This window comes from Rhodanobacter sp. FW106-PBR-R2A-2-24 (assembly GCF_058789615.1).
Window position 1 is genome coordinate 2,532,322 of sequence record NZ_JBYTBV010000002.1, and the last position, 20,894, is coordinate 2,553,215.

Genomic DNA, 20,894 nt, shown 5'->3' on the forward strand with positions numbered 1-20,894 from the left:
TTCATCGGCGTGCCTGGCGCGGATCCGGGCGTGCCGGCGTGAACCCGTCACTTGTGTGACCGACGCGCGTCCGGCCAGCCGTGGCCGGGCTTCGCGTTTGAGGAGTTCCCTAACCTTCAGCCTGCGCCCACGACGGGGAGGCCGAACGGCTGCGCCGCGGTCGCCGGCGGAGCCAGGCCCATGCCCATGCTGAGGCCGCGGCCGATGCGCCCGGCGTAGCCGCGCATCTCCTCGGCGGCGTCGGCGTCCAGCACCTCGCCGGTGGTCTCCTGCCACAGTGCCAGCCAGCGCACGAAGTGCCCGGTACGGATGGACGGCTGCGCGCGGTGCGCGGCCATCGGGTTGCCCTGGTAGGTGCCGGCGCGCAGCGCCACCGAGCACCAGAAGCGGGTGAGCAGGGCCTTGTGCGCGTCCCAGTCGTGCACCACGGCGTTGAAGACGGGGCCGAGGTCGGGATCGACGCGCACCTTCTCGTAGAAGCGGTCGACCAGGGTGGCGATGCGGGTTTCGTCCAACGTGCTCATGGGGGGGTCGGGTCGGATTCGGAGGTGGCCGGTGCGGTGGTCTCGGGCGTGGCGTCGTCCAGCAGCGGCAGCGTGCCGGGGCTGTCCAGGTCGTCGAACTGCTGGTGGTTCACCGCCCAGAAAAACAGCGCCACGCCGATCAGCACCACCAGCGCGGTGACCGGAATCAGGATCAGGATGACGTTCATGGACGCGACTCCCGTGGCGCGGCGCCGGCGTCGCGGCCGACGCGCAGCGCGTTCAGCACCACCACCAGCGAGCTGGCCGACATGCCGATGCCGGCCAGCCACGGCGGCACGACGCCGAGCGCGGCGAACGGCACCGCGCACAGATTGTACGCCAGCGACCAGCGCCGGCCTTGCGCGATGACGGCCTGCACCTCGCGGGCGAGCGTGCGCGCCTGCGCGAGCCCGGTCAGTTGGCCGTCCATCAGCAGCAGGTCGGCCTGCGCCTGGGCCAACGCGGTGCCGCCCTGCAGTGCGGCAGAGACGTCGGCGCCGGCGAGGAGGGGAGCGTCGTTGCTGCCGTCCCCCACCGCGAGCACCGCGTGGCCCTGCGCGCGCAGCTCGTGCAGGCGGCCGAGCTTGGCCTCCGGCGTTTGCCGGGCGCGCCAGTCCGGGATGGCCAACGCCTGTGCCAGCATGGCCACGCGCTCGCTGGCGTCGCCGCTGGCCAGGCTGAGGGCGATGCCGTCGGCGCGCAGCGCATCCAGCGTGGCGCGGGCGTCGGGGCGCGGCTGTTCGGCGAGGCGAAAGGTGGCGATGGCGCCGTCGGCGTCGGCCAGCAGCAGGGCTTCGTCAGGTGCCTCGCGGTGACCGCCGGGCAAGGCGAAATCGGCGCGGCCCAGCCGCAACGCGCGGCCGTCCACACGGCCGGCGAGGCCGGCGCCGGCGCTGGCGATCACGCCCTCGGCGCGCAGCGCACCAGCACCCGCCGCCGCGGCCACCGCGCGCGCCAGCGGATGCGAGCTTTCGCGGGCCAGCGCGCCGGCCCGCGCGAGCACGCTTTCGCGGGTGTCGCCGCGCAGGGACTGCACGCCGTCCAGGGTGAGTTGCGGCACGCCCAGCGTGCCGGTCTTGTCGAACAGGGCGGTGTCCACCCGGGCGAGCCGCAGCAGGGCGCCGCCGTCGGTCACCAGTACGCCGTGGCGGGCCAGCGCGGCGAACGCGCGGGTGAAGGCGGCCGGCGCGGTGAGCGCGAACGCGCAGGGGCAGGCCACCACCAGCACGGCGAGCGCGGCATCGAAGGCGCGCGCGGGATCGACCAGCAGCCAGCCGATGGCGGTGAGCGTGGTGAGCACGAGCACGCGCAGCACGAAGCGCGTGATCTCGCGGTCGCTGCCGGTGGCGTACTGGCGCGCGGCGCGCGCACGTGTGGCCAGCGCGCCGAGCCGCGCGAGGGTGGTGGCCTCGCCGCTGCGTTCCACGCGCAGGCGGGCGGGGCCGTCCAGCAGCACGCTGCCAGCCACCAGCGCCTCGCCGCGATGACGCAGCACCGGGCGTGACTCGCCGCTGAGCAGGGCTTCGTCCACCTGTGCGCTGGCGCTTTCCAGCACGCCGTCGGCCGGCACGCTGGCGCCTTCGGCCAGGTGCACGCAGTCGCCGGGGACGAGCGCCAGCGCGGGCACGGTTTCCAGCACGCCGTCGGCGCCGATGCGCTGGGCCAGCAGCGGTGCGGCGTCGAGCGCGGCATCGCCCTGCGCGTCGCCGCGCGCGCGGGCGCGCCGCTCCACGTAGCGCGCGACGAGCAACAGGAACACGAACATGCTTACCGAGTCGAAATAGACTTCGCCCGCGCCGCGCAGCGTGTTGAAGGCGCTGGCGAGAAATACCAGCGCCACCGCCAGCGCCACCGGAAGATTGATGCCCAGGCGGCGTTCGCGCAGTTCGCGCACGGCGCCGTCGAAGAACGGCCGTGCCGAGTAGGCCACCAGTGGAATGGTGGTGAGAAAGCCCAGCCAGCGGAACAGGCCGCGCGTGGTGAAATCCACGAAGTCGACCACGCCGATGTAGATCACGAAGGCATAGGCCATCACCTGCATCATGCACATGCCAGCGACCAGCAGGCGCTTGAGCGCGTCGTGCAGCTCGGCGGCGCGCGCCTCATCGGCGTCGTCCTGCGGCAGCGGCTGCGCGGGGCACTGCAGCGCGGCGCAGTGCTCCAGCAGGGTGCCCAGCGCGAGGCGCGGGCCGTCCCACACCACGCGCAGGCGGCGCGCGGCCGGCAGGATGGCCACGCGGTGCACGCCGGGCAGGGCGCGGATGGCTTGTTCCAGCATGAGCGCGCGGCGCGGCTCGCCCAGCGCCTCGACGCGCAGCACCACTTCATTGCGGCCGTCGCGGCGTGGGCGCAGCACCTGCGCAAGCAGCTGCGGGTGGGCCCAGACGGCGTGCGCGTTCATCGCGGTGGCGGCGTGCTGTGTGCGCTGACGGGCACGCCGAACACGGTGTGCGTGGTTTGCAAGGGGGTGTCGGCGCTGCGGATGCTGGCCACGATGATCCACGCGCAGCCGGCGACGGAGGCCACGAACACCGCCAGGCCGAACCACAGGAACGGCTGGCGGTACCAGCGGCCGTCGGGTTTAGTCGGCGGCGCGGACATCAGGATGCGAGAGGTGATAGACGTAGGCCGCCATCACCTGGATCTGCTGGTCGGTGAGGCGCTGACTCCACGCCGGCATATGGCCCTGGCGACCATCGTGGATGGTCTTGTGGATGTCGGCCACGGTGCTGCCGTGCAGCCAGATTTGGTCGGTGAGGTTGGGTGCGCCCATCGCGATGTTGCCCTTGCCGTCGGCGCCGTGGCAGGCCGCGCAGGTGGACTTGAAGATGGGTTCGGCCACGGCTGCCATCTTCGCATCGTGCGGGCGGCCCGAGAGGCTCAGCACGTACTGCACCAGGTTGTTCACGGTGTCCTCGCCCAGGCTGGCCCAGGCCGGCATCACGCCGTTGCGGCCATCATGGATCGAGGTGGTGATGTCCTTGCCGCTGCCGCCGTAGAGCCAGTCGCTGTCGGTGAGGTTGGGCGCACCGAGCTGCATGTTGCCCTTGCCGCTGCGCTGGTGGCAGGCGGCGCAGTTGTCCTCGAACCACACCTTGCCGAGCTGCTGCGCGGCAGGGTCGCCGGCCAGTTGCTCGGGGGTGTAGAGCATGAAGCGCTGCAGCAGCGGGTCGAGCTTGTCCTGGTTGACCGCCTGTTCGGCCGCCAGCTGGCCGTGCGAGGTCCAGTGCAGGGCGCCCTTGTGGTTGCCGAAGCCCGGGTAGAGCACCAGGTAGATGAAGGCGGAGACGTACATCGAGGCGGACAGCACGATCCACCACGTGGGCAGCCGACGCAGGCCCTCGCGGATGGCACCGTGCGCCCACGAGTGGCCGGTGGTGCCGTCGGGCGCCTGCGGAATCTTCGCGCGCGGGCCCCACACGAACAGGAAGAAAGTGATGCCCATGTTGAAGACCACCAGGAACATCACCCAGATCGACCAGCCGAGGCTCATGGCGTTTTCTCCTTGCTTGCGCCATCCATGGGCGGGTAGTCGTCTTCCATCGGCAGGCTGGCCAACTGGTCGAACGTCGGCTTGTGGTGCTTGCGCCAGGCCCAGATCCAGATGCCGATGAAGGACACCATCATCAGCACGATCATCACGCCGGCCACGACGCCCCAGATCGGGTTCATGGCTCACCTCCGTCGCTGGCGGGCGGCGCGGTGCCGGCGGGCTCGTTGTCGATGCCCAGGCCCTGCAGGTAGGCGATCAGCGCATCCATCTCGGTCTTGCCCTTGACGGCCTCCGGCGCGGCGGCGATCTGCGCGTCGGTGTATGGCTCGCCCAGCTTGCGCAGCACGCGCATGCGCGCCTGCATGTCGGCGCCATCGATGGTGTTCTTGGCCAGCCACGGGAAGCCGGGCATGTTGGATTGCGGCACCACGCTGCGCGGGTCCATCAGGTGCATGCGCTGCCAGTCGTCGGAGTACTTGCCGCCGACGCGGGCGAGGTCGGGGCCGGTGCGCTTGGAGCCCCACTGGAACGGCCGGTCGTAGACCGACTCGACGGCGGTGGAATAGTGGCCGTAGCGTTCCGTCTCGAAGCGCAGCGCGCGGATCATCTGCGAGTGGCAGAGGTAGCAGCCGTTCGCCACGTAGACGTCGCGCCCGGCCAGGCGCAGTGCGTCGTAGGGTTTCACGCCCACCGGTGCCTTCACCTCGTGTGCCTGCATGAACAGCGGGGTGATTTCGGCCAGGCCGCCCAGCGACACCATGATGGCGATGCCCACGCCGAGCATGCCGGCGTGCTTTTCGATCGCCTCGAAATGCTTGTAAGCCATGGGATCAGCTCTTCCTGGAAAGTGCGGTCACGGATGACCGCGGTTGAACGTGCCGCCGCCCGCCGCCTGCCCGCGGCGGGAAACCGGCCGAAGCGGCGCTCATGGACGAGCGCATCAGTTGACCGCCGGCAGCGGTGCCGGGATCTGGTGCGCGACGGGTTCGGGAATCGGCACCGGGATCGGCTTGATGAGGTGCGCGCGGGCGTCGGCAGCGGTGTGCCACAGGTTCCACGCCATCACCCACATGCCCGAGAGGATGAGCACGCCGCCCAGCCAGCGGATCACGTACATCGGCTTGATCGCGATGAGGCTGTCCAGGAAGCCGTACTTGAGCGCGCCGTCGGGCAGGGTGGCGCGCCACATCTCGCCTTCGGTGATGCCGGCGGTCCACATCGCGCCCACGTAGAACAGGGTGCCCAGGATGTGCAGCCAGAAGTGCACTTCCATGCCCTTGTGCGAGTACATTGCCGGACGACCCAGCGCGCGCGGCGCCATCGCGTAGAGCGAACCGATGGTGATCATCGCCACCCAGCCCAGCGAACCGGAGTGCACGTGGGCGATCGTCCAGTCGGTGTAATGCGACAGCGAGTTCACCGTCTTGATCGCCATCATCGAGCCCTCGGTGGTGGCGGCGGCGTAGAACACCAGCGACATCACCATGAACTTCATCGCCGGGTCGTCCTTGAGCTTGTGCCAGACGCCGTTGAAGGTCATCAGGCCGTTCGCCGCCGAACCCCAGCTCGGCATCAGCAGCACCAGCGAGAACGCCATGCCCACCGACTGCACCCAGTCGGGCAGGGCGGTGTACATCAGGTGGTGCGCGCCGGCCCACATGTAGACCGAGATCAGCGCCCAGAAATTGACGATCGAGAAGCGGTAGCTCCACAGCGGCTGCCCGGCCTGGCGCGGCACGAAGTAATACATCATGCCGAGGAAGCCGGCGGTGAGGAAAAACGCCACCGCGTTGTGGCCGTACCACCACTGCACCATCGCATCGACCACGCCGGCGTAGATCGGGTAGGACTTGGTCCAGGACACGGGCAACGAGAGGTGGTTGACGATGTGCAGCAGGCCTACCGCGATGATGAAGGCGCCGTAATACCAGTTGGCCACGTAGATGTGCTTGATGCGGCGGCGCGCCAGCGAGCCGAAGAACACCACGCCAAAGCACACCCACACCACCGCGGTGAACAGCGCGATCCACCACTCCGGTTCGGCGTATTCCTTGCTGGTGGTGAGGCCGGCCGGCATCGACACCATCGCCAGCACGCAGACGATCTGCCAGCCCCAGAAGGTGAAGCCGGCCAACCGGTCGAAGGCCAGCCGCGCGTGGCCGGTGCGCTGCACCACGTAGTAGCAGGTGCCGATCAGCGCCGAGCCGCCGAAGGCAAAGATCACGCCGAAAGTGTGGTCCGGACGCAGGCGGCTGAAGGTGATGAAGGGGATGTCGAAGTTCAGCGCCGGCCAGTACAACTCGGCGGCGATGTACACGCCCACCGACATGCCGATGATGCCCCAGACGGCAGCAGCCAGCAGGAACTGGCGAACGACCTTGTCGTTGTAATACTCGGTGGTGGGCATGCGTATCCCCGATGATGAAGAGGGTATTTTCGCAGTACTAAAGCGCGTCGCGGTGACATGCGTCAGGGGGCTGCGGCAATTTGCCCGCCCGCCGGCGCCCCATGATGCAGGTCATGGCGCATGGCCGGTGTGACGACCGATGCTGTGCGCGTCCTCGAAACGCCGGGATGGCCGTCCCATGACCCACGTCGTCACCGACAACTGCATCAACTGCAAGCACACCGATTGCGTCGAGGTCTGCCCGGTGGATGCCTTCCACGAAGGCCCCAACTTCCTGGTGATCGACCCCGACGAGTGCATTGACTGCACCCTGTGCGTGGAAGAGTGCCCGGTCAACGCGATCTTCCCCGAACTGGACGTGCCGGCGGGGCAGGAGGGCTACCTGGCACTGAACGCCGAACTGGCCAAGCAGTGGCCGGTCATCACCGAGAAGATTCCCTGCATGGACGATGCCGACCAGTGGGATGGCGTGCCGGACAAGCTGCCGCTGCTCAAGCGGTGACGCCGTCCGCCGGTCAGGCGCGCACTTGCCCGGGCTCCCGGCCGGCGGTTTGCCGCCGGCTTGGCCTGCCGACGGTGTGGCTCAGAATCCCATGCCATACGGGTCGTTGCCGCCGGCCAGCGCGTTGGTGTCGTTGCTGCTGCCACCGCCTTCGGCAAGGCGGATCTTGAGCGCCAGGCCATCGCGCGAGTCGGCCTTGTTGAGTGCCTCCTCCAATTCGATGCGGCCTTCCTTGTAGAGGCGGTACAGCGACTGGTCGAAGGTCTGCATGCCGTCCTGCAGGCTGCGATCCATCGCTTCCTTGATCTCGTGGATCTGGCCGCGGCGGATCATGTCGCGGATCAGGGGCGTGTTCAGCAGCACCTCGGCGGCGGGCAGGCGGCGGCCGTCCTTGCCGATCACCAGGCGCTGGCTGATGACGGCCTTGAGGTTCAGCGCGAGGTTCATCAGCACGTTCTTGTGCGCCGATTCGGGGAAGAAGTTCAGGATGCGCTCCAGCGTCTGGTCGGCGTTGTTGGAGTGCAGCGTGGCCAGGCAGAGGTGGCCGGTTTCGGAGAAGGAGATCGCCGCCTCCATGGTGTCGGTGTCGCGGATCTCGCCGATCATGATGACGTCGGGCGCCTCGCGCATCGCGTTCTTCAGCGCCTCGTGGTAGGTGTGGGTGTCCAGCCCCACCTCGCGCTGGTTGACGATGGAGCGCTTGTGCCGGTGCAGGTATTCGATCGGATCCTCGATGGTGAGGATGTGGCCCGCGGAGTTGGTGTTGCGGTGGTCGATCATCGAGGCCAGCGTGGTCGACTTGCCCGAGCCGGTGGCGCCCACCACCAGGATCAGCCCGCGCGGCTCCATGATGAGGTTGCGGAAGATGGCCGGCAGCTGCAGTTGTTCGACGTTGGGGATCTCGCTCTTGATCGCGCGGATCACCATGCCCACTTCGCCGCGCTGCTTGAACACGTTGATGCGGAAGCGCCCGGCTTCCTTCACCGCCAGCGCCATGTTGAGTTCGAGGTCGCGCTCGAACTGCGGCACCTGGCCCTCGTCCATCAGCGAGTAGGCGATCTTCTTCACCATGCCGCCGGGCAATCCGGTATTGCCCAGCGGGTAGAGCTTGCCCTCGACCTTGATGTTCACCGGGGCGCCGGTGGACAGGAACATGTCCGAAGCGCCCTTGTCGACCATAAGCTTGAGGAAGTATCCGATGTCCACGTCAAATCCCCTGTTGGATCACGTTGCAATGAACGATTGTGCACGCACACAATATGCGCTGAAGCTTAATCAGGAATGCGTGATGGTGCACACATCCCTTTCGCCGCGCCGTGACCTGGCCCGGATTCCGGGGTTCACAAGGTCGTTGCTGGCTTTGGCCCTGCTGGCTGGCGGGCTGGCTCTGGCCGGTTGCGCCAGCGCTCCTCCACCCAACGAGGCGATGAATCAGGCGCAGGCGCAGTTGCAGGCGGCGAGTGACGCCGGCGCGGCCGACTACGACCCGGTCGACCTCGGCTTTGCCAGGGACAAGTTCCAGCAGGCGCAAGCCGCCATGGCCACGCGCAAATATGCGCAGGCGGCCGACCTTGCCGCCGAGTCGCGGGCCGATGCCGAGTTGGCGCGGGTGAAGGCCGGGTTGGGCGGCGCGCGCGCGCAGATCCAGGACAAGATGACCGAGAATGCCCGCCTGCGCGAGCAGGGCGCCGCAGCGGCCGAAGCCGCGGCGGCGGAATTCGCCAAGCCGCTGCCGCTGCCGGCCGGCGCAAGTTCCGCCCCGCCGCCAGCCGGTCCGGCGCCGATGCCGGCGGCCGCGCCGCAGGAAGATATGCCGGCGCCGCCGGCCTCCATGCTCACCGCACCGCCCGGCGGGCAGGGTTTCCAGAGCGTGCCGGGCGAGGTTCCGGCCGCTGCCTCCTCCGCGTCCGATGCCGCGGGAGAACAGCCATGAAGCGTACATTCGTGTGGGCGACTGCCCTGATGCTTGGCCTCGGCCTGGCCAGTGCCGCGCAGGCGAAACGCGACGACATCGACGTCAGCCGGCTTACCGGCAGCCTGAACCAGCTGGCTGGCGATCCGGTGCTGGGTGGCTACGCCCAGGCCGAGCAGTCGCTGGCGCGCAACGCCATCGCCCAACTGGCGCAGTCCGGCTCGCGCGAGCGCCCGCATGCGCTGTACCTGGCCGAGCGACGGGTCGACCTGGCGCGCGCTTCGGCGCAGTTGCAGGACGCCCGCACCAAGCTGGCCCAGCTCGATCGCGAGCACGACCAGATCCAGCTCGAAAATACCCGCCGCGAGGCCGAGACGGCCCACCGCGAACTGGAGCGCCAGCGTCTGCAATACCAGATGGCGCAGGAAGAGGCGCAGCGCCTGCAGGCGCAGGGCCAGGCCTATTCGCAAGCCGCCGAGCAGGCCCAGGCCGAAGCCGCCAAGGCCAAAAAACTGGCCGAGGCGCAGGCGCGGGTGGCGCGCGCAGCGAAGCACGAGGCCGCGCTGGCCGCCAAGGCCGCCAAGGCGATGCGCGAGCAGATGCAGCAGGATGGCGGCAAGCCATAGCGGTCGGCCATCCCCCACGCACCGATGCGCGCCGCCGTGGCGCGCCGGCTTGTGCCTCGTCCGTCCTGATTGAAGTCATGGCAGCGTCAGCCCGAAGGGCCGACGCGGAGGGCTGGCCATGGGTGGTCGCGTTCTGCGGAGCGAGGAAGTCGAAGGGCAACGTCCTTCGATTCCGCTGCGCTCAGGACGAACGATTGCCGGGGCGCGACACTCGTCCAGGTCGTCCATTGCTTGCTCCGGCGCGCAGCGCGGGGCTTTCGCAGCCAGCCCCGCTGCCGTGACGACGGGCGCCGCCCCGGCGCACGGCGGAGGCTGCGCCCGGTGCGGAAGCAGTGATTTTGCATGGCATGCAACTTGCTGTTTTGGCAGCTTTTAATGCGAATTTCACCGTGCCGTGACAATTCGCCACCACCGTTCCCGTGGAGGCTTGCGGCACTTTTCTGGGCGGAGTAGGGTCAACTTCCGTGGAGCCGTTCCGCTCCATGACCGCCGGTAGCCCCATGCCCGCACCCCTTCGTTCACGCTTCGCCCGTTACCCGGCTTGCCGGTGCGGGCGGGTGGGGGTGCGCGTGTGAGGTGGACGGGCGGGAGGGCGCCAGCCGGCGCCCGCTTGCTCACTCACGAGGAGGTTGGATCATGTTCGAAAACCAGCAGCGTGATGACGTCGAAGCATTGATGAGGGCCGATGCGGAATTCCGCCGGCTGTTCCAGCACCACCGGGAACTCGACAGCAAGGTGCACGACGCCGAAATCGGCGTGCTGCCGCTCGACGATGTCACCCTTGGCAGCATGAAGAGGGAAAAACTGCATGCCAAGGCGAGGTTGGAGCGCATGTGGGAAGGCCGTCGCGCGTAGCCGTACAGCGCGCCCCGCATCCCCGCGATCCGCCGGCCCCGGCAGCTTCCAGGAAGTTGCCGGGGCCGCGACGTTTCAGGCCGGCCGGAGGCGCGCCCTGCTGCGGCGTGTCGGCGTCCTCTAAAATGGCGGCACTGTTCGGCGCACGAGCGCCGATCCCACTCCACGGAAGCCACCATGACGATCCAGCAAAGCGTACTCGAACTGATCGGCCACACTCCGATGCTGCGCACGCAGCGCCTCGACACCGGCAAGTGCGAGCTGCACCTGAAGCTGGAGAACATGAACCCGGGCGGTTCCATCAAGGATCGCATCGGCCTGTCGATGATCGAGGGCGCGGAGAAGGCCGGCAAGATCGCGCCCGGCGCGATCCTGGTCGAGGGCACTGCCGGCAACACCGGCCTGGGCCTCGCGCTGGTGGCGCAGGCCAAGGGCTACCGGCTGATCCTCGTGGTGCCGGACAAGATGAGCCGCGAGAAGATTTTCAACCTCAAGGCGATGGGTGCCGAGGTGGTGCTCACCCGCTCCGACGTGGCCAAGGGCCACCCCGAGTACTACCAGGACATGGCCGCGCGCATCGCGCAGGAAACCCCGGGGGCATACTTCATCAACCAGTTCGGCAACCCCGACAACCCGCGCGCGCACATCGAAAGCACCGGGCCGGAAATCCTCGAACAGATGGACGGCCGCGTCGACGCCATCGTGGTGGGTTGCGGTTCGTCGGGCACGCTGACTGGCCTGTCGCAATTCTTCGCCAAGGCCTCGCCGCACACCGAGATCGTGCTGGCCGACCCGGTGGGTTCCATCCTCGCCCAGTACATCAACGAGGGCACGCTCTCCACCAAGTCGGCGAGCTGGCTGGTGGAAGGCATCGGCGAGGATTTCCTGCCGCCGATCAGCGACTTCACCCGGGTGAAGCAGGCCTATGCGATCACCGACAAGGAGAGCTTCCTCGCCGCGCGCGAGCTGCTGGCGATGGAGGGCGTGCTGGGTGGTTCCTCCACCGGCACCCTGCTCGCCGCCGCGCTCAAGTATTGCCGCGAGCAGACCGCGCCCAAGCGGGTGGTGACCCTGGTCTGCGACACCGGCAACAAGTACCTCTCCAAGCTCTACAACGACTACTGGATGCTGGACAACGGCTTCCTCGACCGCGAGCAGCACGGCGACCTGCGCGACCTGCTGCTGCGCCCCTTCGCCAAGCGCGACACCGTGGTGGTCGGCCCGCACGAGCTGCTGATCACCGCCTATACCCGCATGAAGCTGTACGACGTCTCGCAGTTGCCGGTGATGGACGGCAATCAGCTGGTGGGTATCGTCGACGAGTCGGACGTGCTGATGCACGTGCACGCCGACGAAACGCGCTTTCGCGACAAGGTCGCCGTGGCGATGATCGCGGATCTGCAGAAGCTCGACGTGCGTGCGCCGGTCGAATCGCTGCTGCCGGTGTTCGAGCGTGGCCACGTGGCCATCGTGATGGACGGCGAGCAGTTCCTCGGCCTCATCACCCGCATCGATCTGCTGAATTGGCTGCGCCGCAAGGTGAACTGAGGGTATGCCTGCGCGGTCGAAAGCCGGTTGAAACGCGCGGGCGGCAGAGTCGCCGCCTTCGCCAGCGTCGCCCGATCACGGAGTCTTGCCATGTGTGGAATCGTTGCCGCCACCGCCCAGCGCGACGTGGCGCCGCTCTTGATCGCCGGGCTCAAGGCGCTGGAATACCGCGGCTACGATTCGGCCGGACTCGCCGTGCTGCACGATGGCGCGATCCGCCGCGTGCGCGCCAAGGGCAAGGTGCGCGAGATGGAGGCGCAGTATCTGGCCGCGCCGTTTCCCGGCGGTACCGGCATCGCGCATACGCGCTGGGCCACCCACGGCGTGCCCAACGAAGCCAACGCACATCCGCATGTCGCCGGCCGTATCGCCCTCGTGCACAACGGCATCATCGAGAACTACGCCAGCCTGCGTGAGACGCTGAAGGCCAAGGGCCATGTGTTCACCTCCGAAACCGATACCGAGGTGATCGCCGCGTTGATCGAGCAGCAGTGCGCCGGCGGCGCCAATCTGCGCGAGGCGGTGCTGGCCGTGGTGCGCGGGCTGGAAGGCGCCTACGCCATCGCGGTCATCAGCCGCGATGAGCCGGGCAAGGTGGTGGGCGCGCGCCGCGGTGCGCCGCTGCTGGTGGGCGTGGGCATCGGCGAGCACTTCCTGGGCTCCGATGCGCAGGCGCTGATCCAGGTCACCAACAAGATGATCTACCTGGACGAGGACGATGTCGTCGAAATCACCCGCGATGGCGTGCAGGTGTTCGGCCTCGACGGTGCGCCGGTGGTGCGTGCGCTGCACGAGAGCGAGCTGTCCACCGACGCGGTGGAGCGCGGCGAATACCGTCACTACATGCAGAAGGAAATCTTCGAGCAGCCGCGCGCGGTGGCCGACACGCTGGAGTCGCGCCTCGGCGCGCATGGCGTGCTGCCCAATATCTTCGGCGTGGGCGGCGACGCGCTGCTGGCCAAGGCGCGCGGCGTGCACATCATTGCCTGCGGCACCAGCTACCACGCCGGGTTGGTGGCGAAATACTGGATCGAGGAATTCGCGCGCCTGCCGGTGATGGTGGAGGTCGCCAGCGAGTACCGCTACCGCGAGGCGGTGGTGCCGGAGGACACGCTGTTCGTGGCCATTTCGCAGTCCGGCGAAACCGCTGACACGCTGGCCGCGATGCGCGAATCGAAGCGGCGCGGCTACCTCGGCACGCTGGCGATCTGCAACGTGCCCGAGTCCTCGGTGGTGCGCGAGGCCGACCTCAAGCTGATGACGCGCGCCGGCCCCGAGATCGGCGTGGCCTCCACCAAGGCCTTCACCACCCAGCTCGCCGCGCTGGCGCTGCTGTCGCTGCAACTGGCGAAGGCGCGCGGGCTGGACGAGGCGCGCTACCTCGACCTGTGCGCGCAACTGCAGGCGCTGCCGCGTTCGATCGAGCAGGCGCTCCGGCTGGAACCGCAGATCGTCGAGCTGGCCGAGCATTTCATTCCGCGCCACCACGCGCTGTTCCTCGGCCGCGGCGCGCAGTTCCCGGTGGCGCTGGAAGGCTCGCTCAAGCTCAAGGAAATCTCCTATATCCATGCCGAGGCCTATCCCGCCGGCGAGCTGAAGCACGGCCCGTTGGCGCTGGTGGACGAGGACATGCCGGTGGTGGCGGTGGCGCCGAATGGCCCGCTGCTGGACAAGCTCAAGTCCAACCTGCAGGAAGTGCGCGCGCGTGGTGGCGAGCTGATCGTGTTCGCCGACCGCGAGGCGCCGATGGACGGCAATCCCGCCCGCGGCCACGTGCTGCGCATCGACGCTGGCGGCAACTTCATCGCCCCTGCCGTGTTCACCGTGCCATTGCAGCTGCTCGCCTACCACGTCGCCGTGCTGCGCGGCACCGACGTCGATCAGCCGCGCAACCTCGCCAAGTCGGTGACGGTGGAGTAGGTCTTGTTGGCAAGGTTGGCGATGTTATCTACATTTGATAATTTCACTAACTTTGCTATGGTGTCGCCATGAACCCCGTCGATAACCCCTATGCGCCGGGCGCCGGCACGCCACCGCCGGAGCTGGCCGGGCGCGATGAACTGTTGCGCACCGTGGATATCGCCACCCAGCGCATCCGCGTCGGCCGGCAAGCCAAGAGCGTGCTGATGATCGGCCTGCGCGGCGCGGGCAAGACCGTGCTGCTCGACCGCATGCGCGAGCAGGCCGAGGCACGCGGCATGCACACCTTGCGCGTGGAAGCGCCGGAAGGCCGCTCGTTGCCGGCCATGCTGGCGCCGCAACTACGGCAGGCGCTGCTGCGCCTGTCGCGCTCCGAACAGGCGCGCGAGCTGGGCCACCGCGCCTTGCGCGCCCTGGCCGGCTTTGCCAAGTCCTTGAAGCTGAAATACGCCGACATCGAGGTCGGCATCGACTTGCAGCCCGAAGCCGGCCTCGCCGACAACGGCGATCTGGAGCACGACCTGCAGGCGCTGCTGGAGGCTGCCGGGAGTGCCGCCAAGGCCGCCGGCACAGCGCTGATCCTGTGCGTGGACGAACTGCAGTACGTGGAGGAAACGCAACTGGCCGCGCTCATCACCGCGCTGCATCGCTGCGCGCAGCAGCAGGTGCCGGTGATGCTGGTGGGCGCCGGCCTGCCGCAGTTGCCCGGACAGATGGGACGGGCGAAGTCCTATGCCGAGCGCCTGTTCGATTTTCCGTTCGTGGGGCCGCTGGATGAGGCGGCGGCGCGTGCCGCGCTGGAAATCCCTGCACGTGAGCTGGGCGTAGCCATCGAGCCGGCGGCCATCGCACGCATGGTGGCGGCCACCGAGGGCTATCCCTATTTCCTGCAGGAGTGGGGCAAGCATGCCTGGGACGTGGCGATGGCCTCGCCGATCCGCTTGGCGGACGTCGAGACGGCCGCGATCGAGGCGACGGCCGCACTGGACGAGAGCTTCTTCCGCGTGCGTTTCGACCGCCTCACGACGACGGAAAAAATCTACCTGCGGGCGATGGCCGAGCTGGGCGCCGGGCCGCACCGCTCCGGCGACATCGCCGCCGTGCTGGGGCGCAAGGTCACCGCGCTGGCACCCACGCGCAATCACCTGATCGCCAAGGGCATGATCTGGAGTCCCAGCCACGGCGACACGGCCTTCACCGTGCCGATGTTCGATGCCTTCATGCGGCGAAGCCTGCCCGGTGACGATTGGAAACAGGGGTAGACGCATGAGCCACACTGCCACCGAACGCGAAGTGCGTGGCCCGCTGGCGCTCGTGCTGCTGGCCATGCTGGGCGTGGTGCTGTTCGCCGGCTTCGTGGTGCTGGGCACCTGGCAGGTGCATCGGCTGGCATGGAAAGAGGCCTTGATCGTGCACACCAATGCGCGCGTGCATGCCGCGCCGGTGGATGCGCCCGGGCCGGCGCAGTGGCCAAGCCTTACCGCCGCCGGCGCCGAATACCGCCACGTGCGGCTGCATGGCACCTGGCTGGGCGACCGGCAGACGCGCGTGTGGACGGCCACCGAACTGGGCAGCGGCTACTGGATACTCACCCCGCTGCGCCGTGCCGACGGCAGCGTCGTGCTGGTGAATCGCGGTTTCGCCCCGGAGGGCTGGTGCGACCTCCAGGGCCGCTGCCCGGCGCCGCCGAGTGGCGAGGCCACGGTCACTGGACTGCTGCGCATCAGCGAACCGTCCGGCCTGCTCCGCCACAACGACACCGCCACCGACACCTGGTACACCCGCGACGTGCCGGCGATCGCAAGAGCGCGCGGCCTGCAGGATGTGGCGCCGTACTTCGTGGATGCCGATGCGGGCGCGGCATCGACTTGGCCACGTGGCGGCCTGACGGTGGTGCACTTTCCCAACCACCACCTCAACTACCTCATCACCTGGTATGTGCTGGCGCTGATGGTGCTGGGTGCTGGTATCTACGTGGTACGCGACGAGTGGCGCTTGCGCAGGCGCTTGAGGGCGCCGCTGCCGTAGCAGCGGCGCCAGCCCGACCATGGTGAGGGGGGGCCGCGGCTGACACCACTCGCTGCCGCGCCCACGGTTTTTACGCCCGCCCGTAGACGTCGTCGTAGCGCACGATGTCGTCCTCGCCGAGGTAGCTGCCGGACTGCACTTCGATCAGCTCCAGCGCCAGCTTGCCGGGGTTGCGCAGGCGGTGCGTGCTGCCCAGCGGGATATAGGTGCTCTGGTTCTCGGCGAGCAGGAACACCTTGTCGTCGCAGGTGACTTCGGCGGTGCCGGAGACCACGATCCAGTGCTCGGCGCGATGGTGGTGCTTTTGCAGGCTCAAGGACGCGCCGGGCTTCACCACGATGCGCTTCACCTGGAAGCGCTCGCCGGCTTCCAGCGAGTCATAGCTGCCCCACGGGCGGTGCACCACGCGGTGGAAGGAGTGCTCGCTGCGGCCGGCGGCCTTGAGCTGCTCGACGATCTTCTTCACGTCCTGCGCCGCGTCGCGGTGCGCGACCAGGGTGGCGTCGGGCGTGGTCACCACCACCAGATCCTCCACGCCCACGGTGGCGATGAGATGGCGCTCGTGCGAGCGCAGCAGCGAGTTGCGCGTGTTCACCGCGAGCGTGTCGCCCTCGCGCAGGTTGCCGTCCGCATCGCGCGCGCCAGCCAGCCACAGCGCCGACCAGGAGCCGATGTCGCTCCAGCCGCAGCTGGTCGGGATCACGGCGGCGCGGGCGGTTTTTTCCATCACCGCGTAGTCGATGGAGTCTTCCGGCACCTGGGCGAAGGCTTCCCTGTCCACGCGCACGAAGTCGAGGTCGCTGGCGGCCTGCGCGTGCGCGGCGCGCACGGCGGCAAGCATCGCCGGCGCATGCGTGCCCAGCTCTTCCAGGTAACGGTCGGCGCGGAACAGGAACATGCCCGAGTTCCAGTCGTAGCCGCCGTCGGCGAGGTAGCCTTCGGCGGTGGCGAGATCGGGTTTCTCCACGAAGCGTTCGACACGGAACGCGTCGTCGCCGATAGCCTCGCCGCGGCGGATATAGCCGAAGCCGGTTTCAGCGCGGTCGGGGCGGATGCCGAAGGTGACCAGCCAGCCATCGCGCGCCGCCGGCAATGCGCGCTCCACGGCGGCCACGAAGGCGGCGGTGTCGACGATCAGGTGATCGGCGGGCAGCACCAGCAGCATCGCCTGCGTATCGCGTTTGAGCGCTTCCAGCGCGCCCAGCGCGATGGCCGGCGCGGTGTTGCGTGCCAGCGGCTCCAGCACCACGGTGCCGCCGTCGACGCCGGCCTCGCGCAACTGCTCGGCGGCGAGGAAGCGGTGATCCTCGCTGGCCACCACGATGGGCGCGGCCACCTCGGGCAGGTTGCGGGTGCGTGCGATGGTCTGCTGGAACAGCGTGCCTTGCCCGGCCAGCGAGAGGAACTGCTTGGGCAGGTTCTTGCGCGAGACGGGCCACAGGCGGGTGCCGCTGCCGCCACTGAGGATCAAGGGAATGAGCATGGTGGGTTTGCCTTTGTCTGCGACGACTGTCCGGGCATTGCACAGGAGCGGCTGAAGCCGCTCCTACAGAGGCATCAAACGCACTGCCGCGCGAGCGCATCCAGTACGTCGGCCAGGCCGGCCTTCCAATCCGGCAAAGCATAGCCGAAGCGCTGCTGGAAGCCGGTGTTGTCCAGCACCGACCAGGCCGGGCGCTGCGCGGGCGTGGGGTAGTCGGCGGTGGTGATCGCCGCCACCTGCGGCGCGCGTGGCAGCAGGTGACGCTCGACCGCGCCGGCGAAGATCGCGCTGGCGAAGCCGTGCCAGCTGGTGTGGCCGCTGGCGACCAGGTGATGCGTACCTTCCAGCGCGCGGCGCGTGGCCGCACCGGCGTTGCGCCAGGCATCCAGCGCGGCCAGCGTGCCGGCCACGATGAGGGCGGCGGAAGTGGGCGCGCCGAACTGGTCGGCCACCACGCGCAGCGCGTCGCGCTCGGTGCCCACGCGCAGCATGGTGCGCAGGAAGTTCTGGCCGTGCGGTGCGTACACCCAGGCGGTGCGGAAGATGAAATGTGCGGCGCCGCTGTCGCGCAGGGCGCGTTCGCCGGCGAGCTTGCTGCGCCCATAGGCGCCCAGCGGCGCGGTGGGCGCATCGACGGCATATGGCGTGCTGGCCGCGCCATCGAACACGTAGTCGGTGGAGTAGTGCACCACCAGCGTGCCATGCGCGGCGGCCCAGCGGCCCACGACGCCGACCGCCTCGCTGTTGACGCGGGTGGCCAGCGCTTCTTCCTGCTCGGCGCGATCCACGGCCGTATAGGCGGCCGCGTTGACGATCACCTCGGGCTGCACACGGTCGAGCAGGGCGTCCAGCGCGGCGGGCTCGGCGAGGTCGGCTACTTCGATGCGCTCGCCATCGAAACGCTGGCCATCGCGGCTGGCGGCGATCAGTTCACCGCGCGCGGCGAGCCCGCCATCCTCGATGAAGCTGCGGCCGAGCTGGCCGTTGGCGCCGAGCAGCAGAAACTTCATGGCGTGTATGTCGGCAGGCGTTCGGCGGGTACGTCGGCGAGCAGCGGCGTCTTGCCGTCCTTGTCCGACAGCAACGGCTCGCTGATCGGCCAGTCGATGGCAAGCCGAGCGTCGTTCCAGCGGATGCCGGCATCGGCCCTGGGGTCGTACAGCGCGGTGCACTGGTAGCTGAAGGTGGCGAATTCGGAGACCACGCAGAAGCCGTGCGCGAAGCCTTCCGGTATCCAGAAATGGCGGTGGTTGTCAGCGGTGAGCATCACGCCCACCGATTGGCCGAAGGTGGGCGAGCCGCGACGGATGTCCACCGCCACGTCGTACACCTCGCCTTCGAGCACGCTGACCAGCTTGCCCTGCGGGCTCGGCCACTGGTAATGCAGGCCGCGCAGCACGCCGCGCGCCGAGCGCGACACGTTGGCCTGCACGAATACGTGGTCGATGCCGGCTTCGCGATACTTGGCCTGGTTGTAGCTTTCGTAGAAGAAGCCGCGGGCATCGCCAAACACCTGCGGTTCGATCACCAGGGCGCCGGGCAAGCGCGTTTCGATGACTTTCATCGTGCCAGCCCTTTTTGCGGCAGTTGTTGCAGGTACTGGCCGTAGCCGGTCTTGGCCAGCGGCACGGCCAGCTGCTGCAACCGCTCGGCGTCGATCCAGCCGTTGAGATAGGCGATTTCCTCGGGGCAGCACACCTTGAGGCCTTGCCGGTTCTCGATGGTCTGGATGTAGTTGCCCGCTTCCATCAGGGATTCGTGCGTGCCGGTGTCCAGCCAGGCGTAGCCGCGGCCGAGTTGTTCCAGGTGCAGCGAGCCGTCGTCGAGATAGCAGCGGTTGAGGTCGGTGATTTCCAGCTCGCCGCGTGGCGAGGGCTTGAGCGAGGCGGCATAGTCGCATACGCGGCCGTCGTAGAAATACAGGCCGGTGACGGCGTAGTGTGACTTTGGCTGCGCGGGTTTTTCCTCCAGCCCGATCACGCGGCCCGAGGCGTCGAATTCGGCCACGCCGTAGCGCTCCGGGTCTTTCACCCAGTAGCCGAACACGGTGGCGCCGTGAACGCGCGCGGCGGCGCGCTTCAGGCGTTCGGTGAAGCCAACGCCGTAGAAAATGTTGTCGCCCAGCACCAGGCAGCTCGGCTGCCCGGCGAGGAAATCGCGGCCGATGGTGAAGGCCTGTGCGAGGCCATCGGGCGAGGGCTGCACGGCGTAATGGATGTCCAAACCCCACTGCGAGCCGTCACCCAGGAGGCGCTGGAACATCGCCTGCTCGTGCGGCGTGTTGATGATGAGCACCTCGCGGATGCCCGCCAGCATCAAGGTGGCCAGCGGGTAGTAGACCATCGGCTTGTCGTACACCGGCAACAGCTGCTTGCTCACCGCGCGGGTGATCGGGTGCAGCCGGGTGCCGGAGCCGCCGGCGAGGATGATGCCTTTCATGTTCATGCGCCCAGCCTCTCCATGCGATAGCTGCCATCGAGCACGCGCTGCACCCATGGCTGGTGGTCGAGGTACCAGTCCACCGTGGCCGCGATGCCGCTTTCGAAGGTCTGCGCCGGCTTCCAGCCCAGCTCGCGTTGCAGCTTGCTGGAGTCGATCGCGTAGCGGCGGTCGTGGCCTGGGCGGTCGCGCACGTAGGTGATGAGCGACTCGCGCGCGCGGCCATCGGCCAGCGGACGGCGCGCGTCCAGCAGCGCGCAGATCGTCTTCACCACGGTCAGGTTGGTGCGCTCGGCATTGCCGCCGACGTTGTAGGTTTCGCCCATGCGACCGGCGTCCAGCACGCGGCGGATCGCGCTGCAATGGTCGCCGACGAACAGCCAGTCGCGGATGTTCAGGCCGTCGCCGTAGACCGGCAGCGGCTCGCCGGCCAGCGCCTTGGCGGTGACCAGCGGGATGAGTTTCTCGGGAAACTGGAACGGCCCGTAGTTGTTCGAGCAGTTGGTGGTGAGCGTGGGCAGGCCGTAGGTGTGGTGGAAGGCGCGCACCAGGTGGTCGGAGGCGGCCTTGGACGCCGAGTAGGGCGAGTTCGGCGCGTACGGCGTCGTCTCGGTGAACATGCCGGTTTCGCCCAGCGAGCCGTACACCTCATCGGTGGAGACGTGCAGGAAGCGGAAGCCCTCGCGCGCGGTACCCTCCAGGCCGCGCCAGTAGTCGCGCGCGCATTCCAAGAGGCCCAGCGTGCCCACCACGTTGGTCTGCACGAATTCGGCTGGGCCGTCGATGGAGCGATCCACGTGCGATTCGGCGGCGAAGTTCACGATGGCGTCGGGCCGGTGCTCGGCCAGCAGCCTTGCCACCAGCGCGCGGTCGCCGATGTCGCCCTGCACGAAGGTGTGACGCGCTTCACCGTTCAGGGCGGCCAGCGTGTCGAGATTGCCGGCGTAGGTGAGCTTGTCCAGGTTCACCACGGCGAGGCCGTCGGCCACCGCCTGCAGCACGAAATTCGCGCCGATGAAGCCGGCGCCGCCGGTGACGAGTAGGGTCTGCATGGGGCACGCGATCCGTGTGGTGACGGGCGTCCATTCTCGCATGCTCGCCAAGCGGCTCAAATCCGGCGGCACGCGCGAAGCGTTTCATTAAGGCAGGCGTAGGCT

At 68.5% G+C, this 20,894-nt stretch carries 22 protein-coding genes; 8 read left to right on the top strand and 14 right to left on the bottom strand.

All coding sequences use genetic code 11. The features are described from left to right. Nucleotides 1-116: 116 nt before the first annotated feature. The 8 genes from AC3WQA_RS12670 to ccoN all read right to left on the bottom strand — a co-directional run bounded on the left by AC3WQA_RS12670 (nt 117) and on the right by ccoN (nt 6,424). Entirely contained in the window at nt 117-524 is a 408-nt protein-coding gene (locus AC3WQA_RS12670) for a group III truncated hemoglobin (protein WP_492675399.1), read from the bottom strand. After that, complete coding sequence (ccoS, locus tag AC3WQA_RS12675) at nt 521-712, bottom strand: cbb3-type cytochrome oxidase assembly protein CcoS (RefSeq protein ID WP_492675400.1); 192 nt, start codon at nt 710-712, stop codon at nt 521-523. Before ccoS ends, AC3WQA_RS12670 begins: the two co-directional genes overlap by 4 nt. Then, a complete protein-coding gene (locus AC3WQA_RS12680) occupies nt 709-2,925 on the bottom strand; it encodes a heavy metal translocating P-type ATPase (RefSeq protein ID WP_492675401.1) in 2,217 nt (738 codons plus the stop codon). Before AC3WQA_RS12680 ends, ccoS begins: the two co-directional genes overlap by 4 nt. Continuing rightward, complete coding sequence (locus AC3WQA_RS12685) at nt 2,922-3,125, bottom strand: hypothetical protein (protein WP_492675402.1); 204 nt, start codon at nt 3,123-3,125, stop codon at nt 2,922-2,924. The genes AC3WQA_RS12680 and AC3WQA_RS12685 overlap by 4 nt, the downstream gene beginning before the upstream one ends. Continuing rightward, nucleotides 3,106-4,017 carry a cytochrome-c oxidase, cbb3-type subunit III gene (ccoP, locus tag AC3WQA_RS12690; protein ID WP_492675403.1) on the bottom strand — a complete coding sequence of 304 codons (912 nt, stop codon included), beginning with the start codon at nt 4,015-4,017 and terminating at the stop codon, nt 3,106-3,108. Before ccoP ends, AC3WQA_RS12685 begins: the two co-directional genes overlap by 20 nt. Continuing rightward, nucleotides 4,014-4,196 carry a cbb3-type cytochrome oxidase subunit 3 gene (locus tag AC3WQA_RS12695; protein ID WP_492675404.1) on the bottom strand — a complete coding sequence of 61 codons (183 nt, stop codon included), beginning with the start codon at nt 4,194-4,196 and terminating at the stop codon, nt 4,014-4,016. The genes ccoP and AC3WQA_RS12695 overlap by 4 nt, the downstream gene beginning before the upstream one ends. Beyond that, complete coding sequence (gene ccoO, locus AC3WQA_RS12700) at nt 4,193-4,843, bottom strand: cytochrome-c oxidase, cbb3-type subunit II (protein WP_492675405.1); 651 nt, start codon at nt 4,841-4,843, stop codon at nt 4,193-4,195. Before ccoO ends, AC3WQA_RS12695 begins: the two co-directional genes overlap by 4 nt. A 114-nt stretch (nt 4,844-4,957) precedes the next feature. Next, the gene (ccoN, locus tag AC3WQA_RS12705; protein ID WP_492675406.1) at nt 4,958-6,424 is read right to left on the bottom strand and encodes a cytochrome-c oxidase, cbb3-type subunit I; all 1,467 of its coding nucleotides are present in this window, start codon (nt 6,422-6,424) and stop codon (nt 4,958-4,960) included. Between the two features lie 178 nt (nt 6,425-6,602). Between ccoN and fdxA the strand changes: the two genes are divergently transcribed. Next, nucleotides 6,603-6,926 carry a ferredoxin FdxA gene (fdxA, locus tag AC3WQA_RS12710; RefSeq protein ID WP_492675407.1) on the top strand — a complete coding sequence of 108 codons (324 nt, stop codon included), beginning with the start codon at nt 6,603-6,605 and terminating at the stop codon, nt 6,924-6,926. A gap of 81 nt (nt 6,927-7,007) precedes the next feature. Here fdxA and AC3WQA_RS12715 read toward each other — a convergent pair whose 3' ends face one another. Continuing rightward, complete coding sequence (locus AC3WQA_RS12715) at nt 7,008-8,132, bottom strand: PilT/PilU family type 4a pilus ATPase (protein WP_492675408.1); 1,125 nt, start codon at nt 8,130-8,132, stop codon at nt 7,008-7,010. Here AC3WQA_RS12715 and AC3WQA_RS12720 point away from each other — a divergent pair. The 7 genes from AC3WQA_RS12720 (at nt 8,080) to AC3WQA_RS12750 (ending at nt 15,815) form a co-directional block, all read left to right on the top strand. Then, a complete protein-coding gene (locus AC3WQA_RS12720) occupies nt 8,080-8,859 on the top strand; it encodes a DUF4398 domain-containing protein (RefSeq protein WP_492675409.1) in 780 nt (259 codons plus the stop codon). The two genes, AC3WQA_RS12715 and AC3WQA_RS12720, sit on opposite strands and share 53 nt — an antisense overlap. After that, entirely contained in the window at nt 8,856-9,464 is a 609-nt protein-coding gene (locus tag AC3WQA_RS12725; RefSeq protein WP_492675410.1) for a hypothetical protein, read from the top strand. Before AC3WQA_RS12720 ends, AC3WQA_RS12725 begins: the two co-directional genes overlap by 4 nt. A gap of 636 nt (nt 9,465-10,100) precedes the next feature. Beyond that, nucleotides 10,101-10,319, top strand: a complete 219-nt coding sequence (locus AC3WQA_RS12730; protein WP_492675411.1) for an HP1242/YdcH family protein — start codon at nt 10,101-10,103, stop codon at nt 10,317-10,319. A 177-nt stretch (nt 10,320-10,496) separates the two neighbouring features. Then, nucleotides 10,497-11,867: a pyridoxal-phosphate dependent enzyme gene (locus tag AC3WQA_RS12735; protein ID WP_492675412.1), complete on the top strand. Its 1,371-nt coding sequence runs from the start codon at nt 10,497-10,499 to the stop codon at nt 11,865-11,867. Nucleotides 11,868-11,957: 90 nt separating this feature from the next. Continuing rightward, the gene (gene glmS / locus AC3WQA_RS12740; RefSeq protein ID WP_492675413.1) at nt 11,958-13,787 is read left to right on the top strand and encodes a glutamine--fructose-6-phosphate transaminase (isomerizing); all 1,830 of its coding nucleotides are present in this window, start codon (nt 11,958-11,960) and stop codon (nt 13,785-13,787) included. A 68-nt stretch (nt 13,788-13,855) separates the two neighbouring features. After that, nucleotides 13,856-15,049: an ATP-binding protein gene (locus AC3WQA_RS12745; RefSeq protein ID WP_492675414.1), complete on the top strand. Its 1,194-nt coding sequence runs from the start codon at nt 13,856-13,858 to the stop codon at nt 15,047-15,049. A 4-nt stretch (nt 15,050-15,053) separates the two neighbouring features. Then, the gene (locus tag AC3WQA_RS12750) at nt 15,054-15,815 is read left to right on the top strand and encodes an SURF1 family protein (RefSeq protein ID WP_492675415.1); all 762 of its coding nucleotides are present in this window, start codon (nt 15,054-15,056) and stop codon (nt 15,813-15,815) included. A gap of 70 nt (nt 15,816-15,885) precedes the next feature. On the opposite strand, the gene AC3WQA_RS12755 is transcribed toward AC3WQA_RS12750, so the two are convergent. The 5 genes from AC3WQA_RS12755 to rfbB form a co-directional block, all read right to left on the bottom strand. Continuing rightward, the gene (locus AC3WQA_RS12755; RefSeq protein ID WP_492675416.1) at nt 15,886-17,298 is read right to left on the bottom strand and encodes a mannose-1-phosphate guanylyltransferase/mannose-6-phosphate isomerase; all 1,413 of its coding nucleotides are present in this window, start codon (nt 17,296-17,298) and stop codon (nt 15,886-15,888) included. Nucleotides 17,299-17,372: 74 nt separating this feature from the next. Beyond that, nucleotides 17,373-18,308, bottom strand: a complete 936-nt coding sequence (gene rfbD, locus AC3WQA_RS12760; RefSeq protein ID WP_492675417.1) for a dTDP-4-dehydrorhamnose reductase — start codon at nt 18,306-18,308, stop codon at nt 17,373-17,375. Then, nucleotides 18,305-18,862 carry a dTDP-4-dehydrorhamnose 3,5-epimerase gene (gene rfbC, locus AC3WQA_RS12765; RefSeq protein WP_492675418.1) on the bottom strand — a complete coding sequence of 186 codons (558 nt, stop codon included), beginning with the start codon at nt 18,860-18,862 and terminating at the stop codon, nt 18,305-18,307. The genes rfbD and rfbC overlap by 4 nt, the downstream gene beginning before the upstream one ends. Continuing rightward, nucleotides 18,859-19,743, bottom strand: coding sequence for a glucose-1-phosphate thymidylyltransferase RfbA (rfbA, locus tag AC3WQA_RS12770; protein WP_492675419.1), 885 nt, complete (start codon nt 19,741-19,743; stop codon nt 18,859-18,861). The genes rfbC and rfbA overlap by 4 nt, the downstream gene beginning before the upstream one ends. Next, nucleotides 19,740-20,789, bottom strand: coding sequence for a dTDP-glucose 4,6-dehydratase (rfbB, locus tag AC3WQA_RS12775; RefSeq protein WP_492675420.1), 1,050 nt, complete (start codon nt 20,787-20,789; stop codon nt 19,740-19,742). The genes rfbA and rfbB overlap by 4 nt, the downstream gene beginning before the upstream one ends. Nucleotides 20,790-20,894 lie beyond the last annotated feature (105 nt).

Coding starts and splice junctions, on each gene's coding strand:
- AC3WQA_RS12670 (WP_492675399.1), bottom strand. CDS start 524: ATGAGCACGTTGGACGAAACCCGCATCGCCACCCTGGTCGACCGCTTC.
- ccoS (WP_492675400.1), bottom strand. CDS start 712: ATGAACGTCATCCTGATCCTGATTCCGGTCACCGCGCTGGTGGTGCTG.
- AC3WQA_RS12680 (WP_492675401.1), bottom strand. CDS start 2,925: ATGAACGCGCACGCCGTCTGGGCCCACCCGCAGCTGCTTGCGCAGGTG.
- AC3WQA_RS12685 (WP_492675402.1), bottom strand. CDS start 3,125: ATGTCCGCGCCGCCGACTAAACCCGACGGCCGCTGGTACCGCCAGCCG.
- ccoP (WP_492675403.1), bottom strand. CDS start 4,017: ATGAGCCTCGGCTGGTCGATCTGGGTGATGTTCCTGGTGGTCTTCAAC.
- AC3WQA_RS12695 (WP_492675404.1), bottom strand. CDS start 4,196: ATGAACCCGATCTGGGGCGTCGTGGCCGGCGTGATGATCGTGCTGATG.
- ccoO (WP_492675405.1), bottom strand. CDS start 4,843: ATGGCTTACAAGCATTTCGAGGCGATCGAAAAGCACGCCGGCATGCTC.
- ccoN (WP_492675406.1), bottom strand. CDS start 6,424: ATGCCCACCACCGAGTATTACAACGACAAGGTCGTTCGCCAGTTCCTG.
- fdxA (WP_492675407.1), top strand. CDS start 6,603: ATGACCCACGTCGTCACCGACAACTGCATCAACTGCAAGCACACCGAT.
- AC3WQA_RS12720 (WP_492675409.1), top strand. CDS start 8,080: ATGTCCGAAGCGCCCTTGTCGACCATAAGCTTGAGGAAGTATCCGATG.
- AC3WQA_RS12725 (WP_492675410.1), top strand. CDS start 8,856: ATGAAGCGTACATTCGTGTGGGCGACTGCCCTGATGCTTGGCCTCGGC.
- AC3WQA_RS12730 (WP_492675411.1), top strand. CDS start 10,101: ATGTTCGAAAACCAGCAGCGTGATGACGTCGAAGCATTGATGAGGGCC.
- AC3WQA_RS12735 (WP_492675412.1), top strand. CDS start 10,497: ATGACGATCCAGCAAAGCGTACTCGAACTGATCGGCCACACTCCGATG.
- glmS (WP_492675413.1), top strand. CDS start 11,958: ATGTGTGGAATCGTTGCCGCCACCGCCCAGCGCGACGTGGCGCCGCTC.
- AC3WQA_RS12745 (WP_492675414.1), top strand. CDS start 13,856: ATGAACCCCGTCGATAACCCCTATGCGCCGGGCGCCGGCACGCCACCG.
- AC3WQA_RS12750 (WP_492675415.1), top strand. CDS start 15,054: ATGAGCCACACTGCCACCGAACGCGAAGTGCGTGGCCCGCTGGCGCTC.
- AC3WQA_RS12755 (WP_492675416.1), bottom strand. CDS start 17,298: ATGCTCATTCCCTTGATCCTCAGTGGCGGCAGCGGCACCCGCCTGTGG.
- rfbD (WP_492675417.1), bottom strand. CDS start 18,308: ATGAAGTTTCTGCTGCTCGGCGCCAACGGCCAGCTCGGCCGCAGCTTC.
- rfbC (WP_492675418.1), bottom strand. CDS start 18,862: ATGAAAGTCATCGAAACGCGCTTGCCCGGCGCCCTGGTGATCGAACCG.
- rfbA (WP_492675419.1), bottom strand. CDS start 19,743: ATGAACATGAAAGGCATCATCCTCGCCGGCGGCTCCGGCACCCGGCTG.
- rfbB (WP_492675420.1), bottom strand. CDS start 20,789: ATGCAGACCCTACTCGTCACCGGCGGCGCCGGCTTCATCGGCGCGAAT.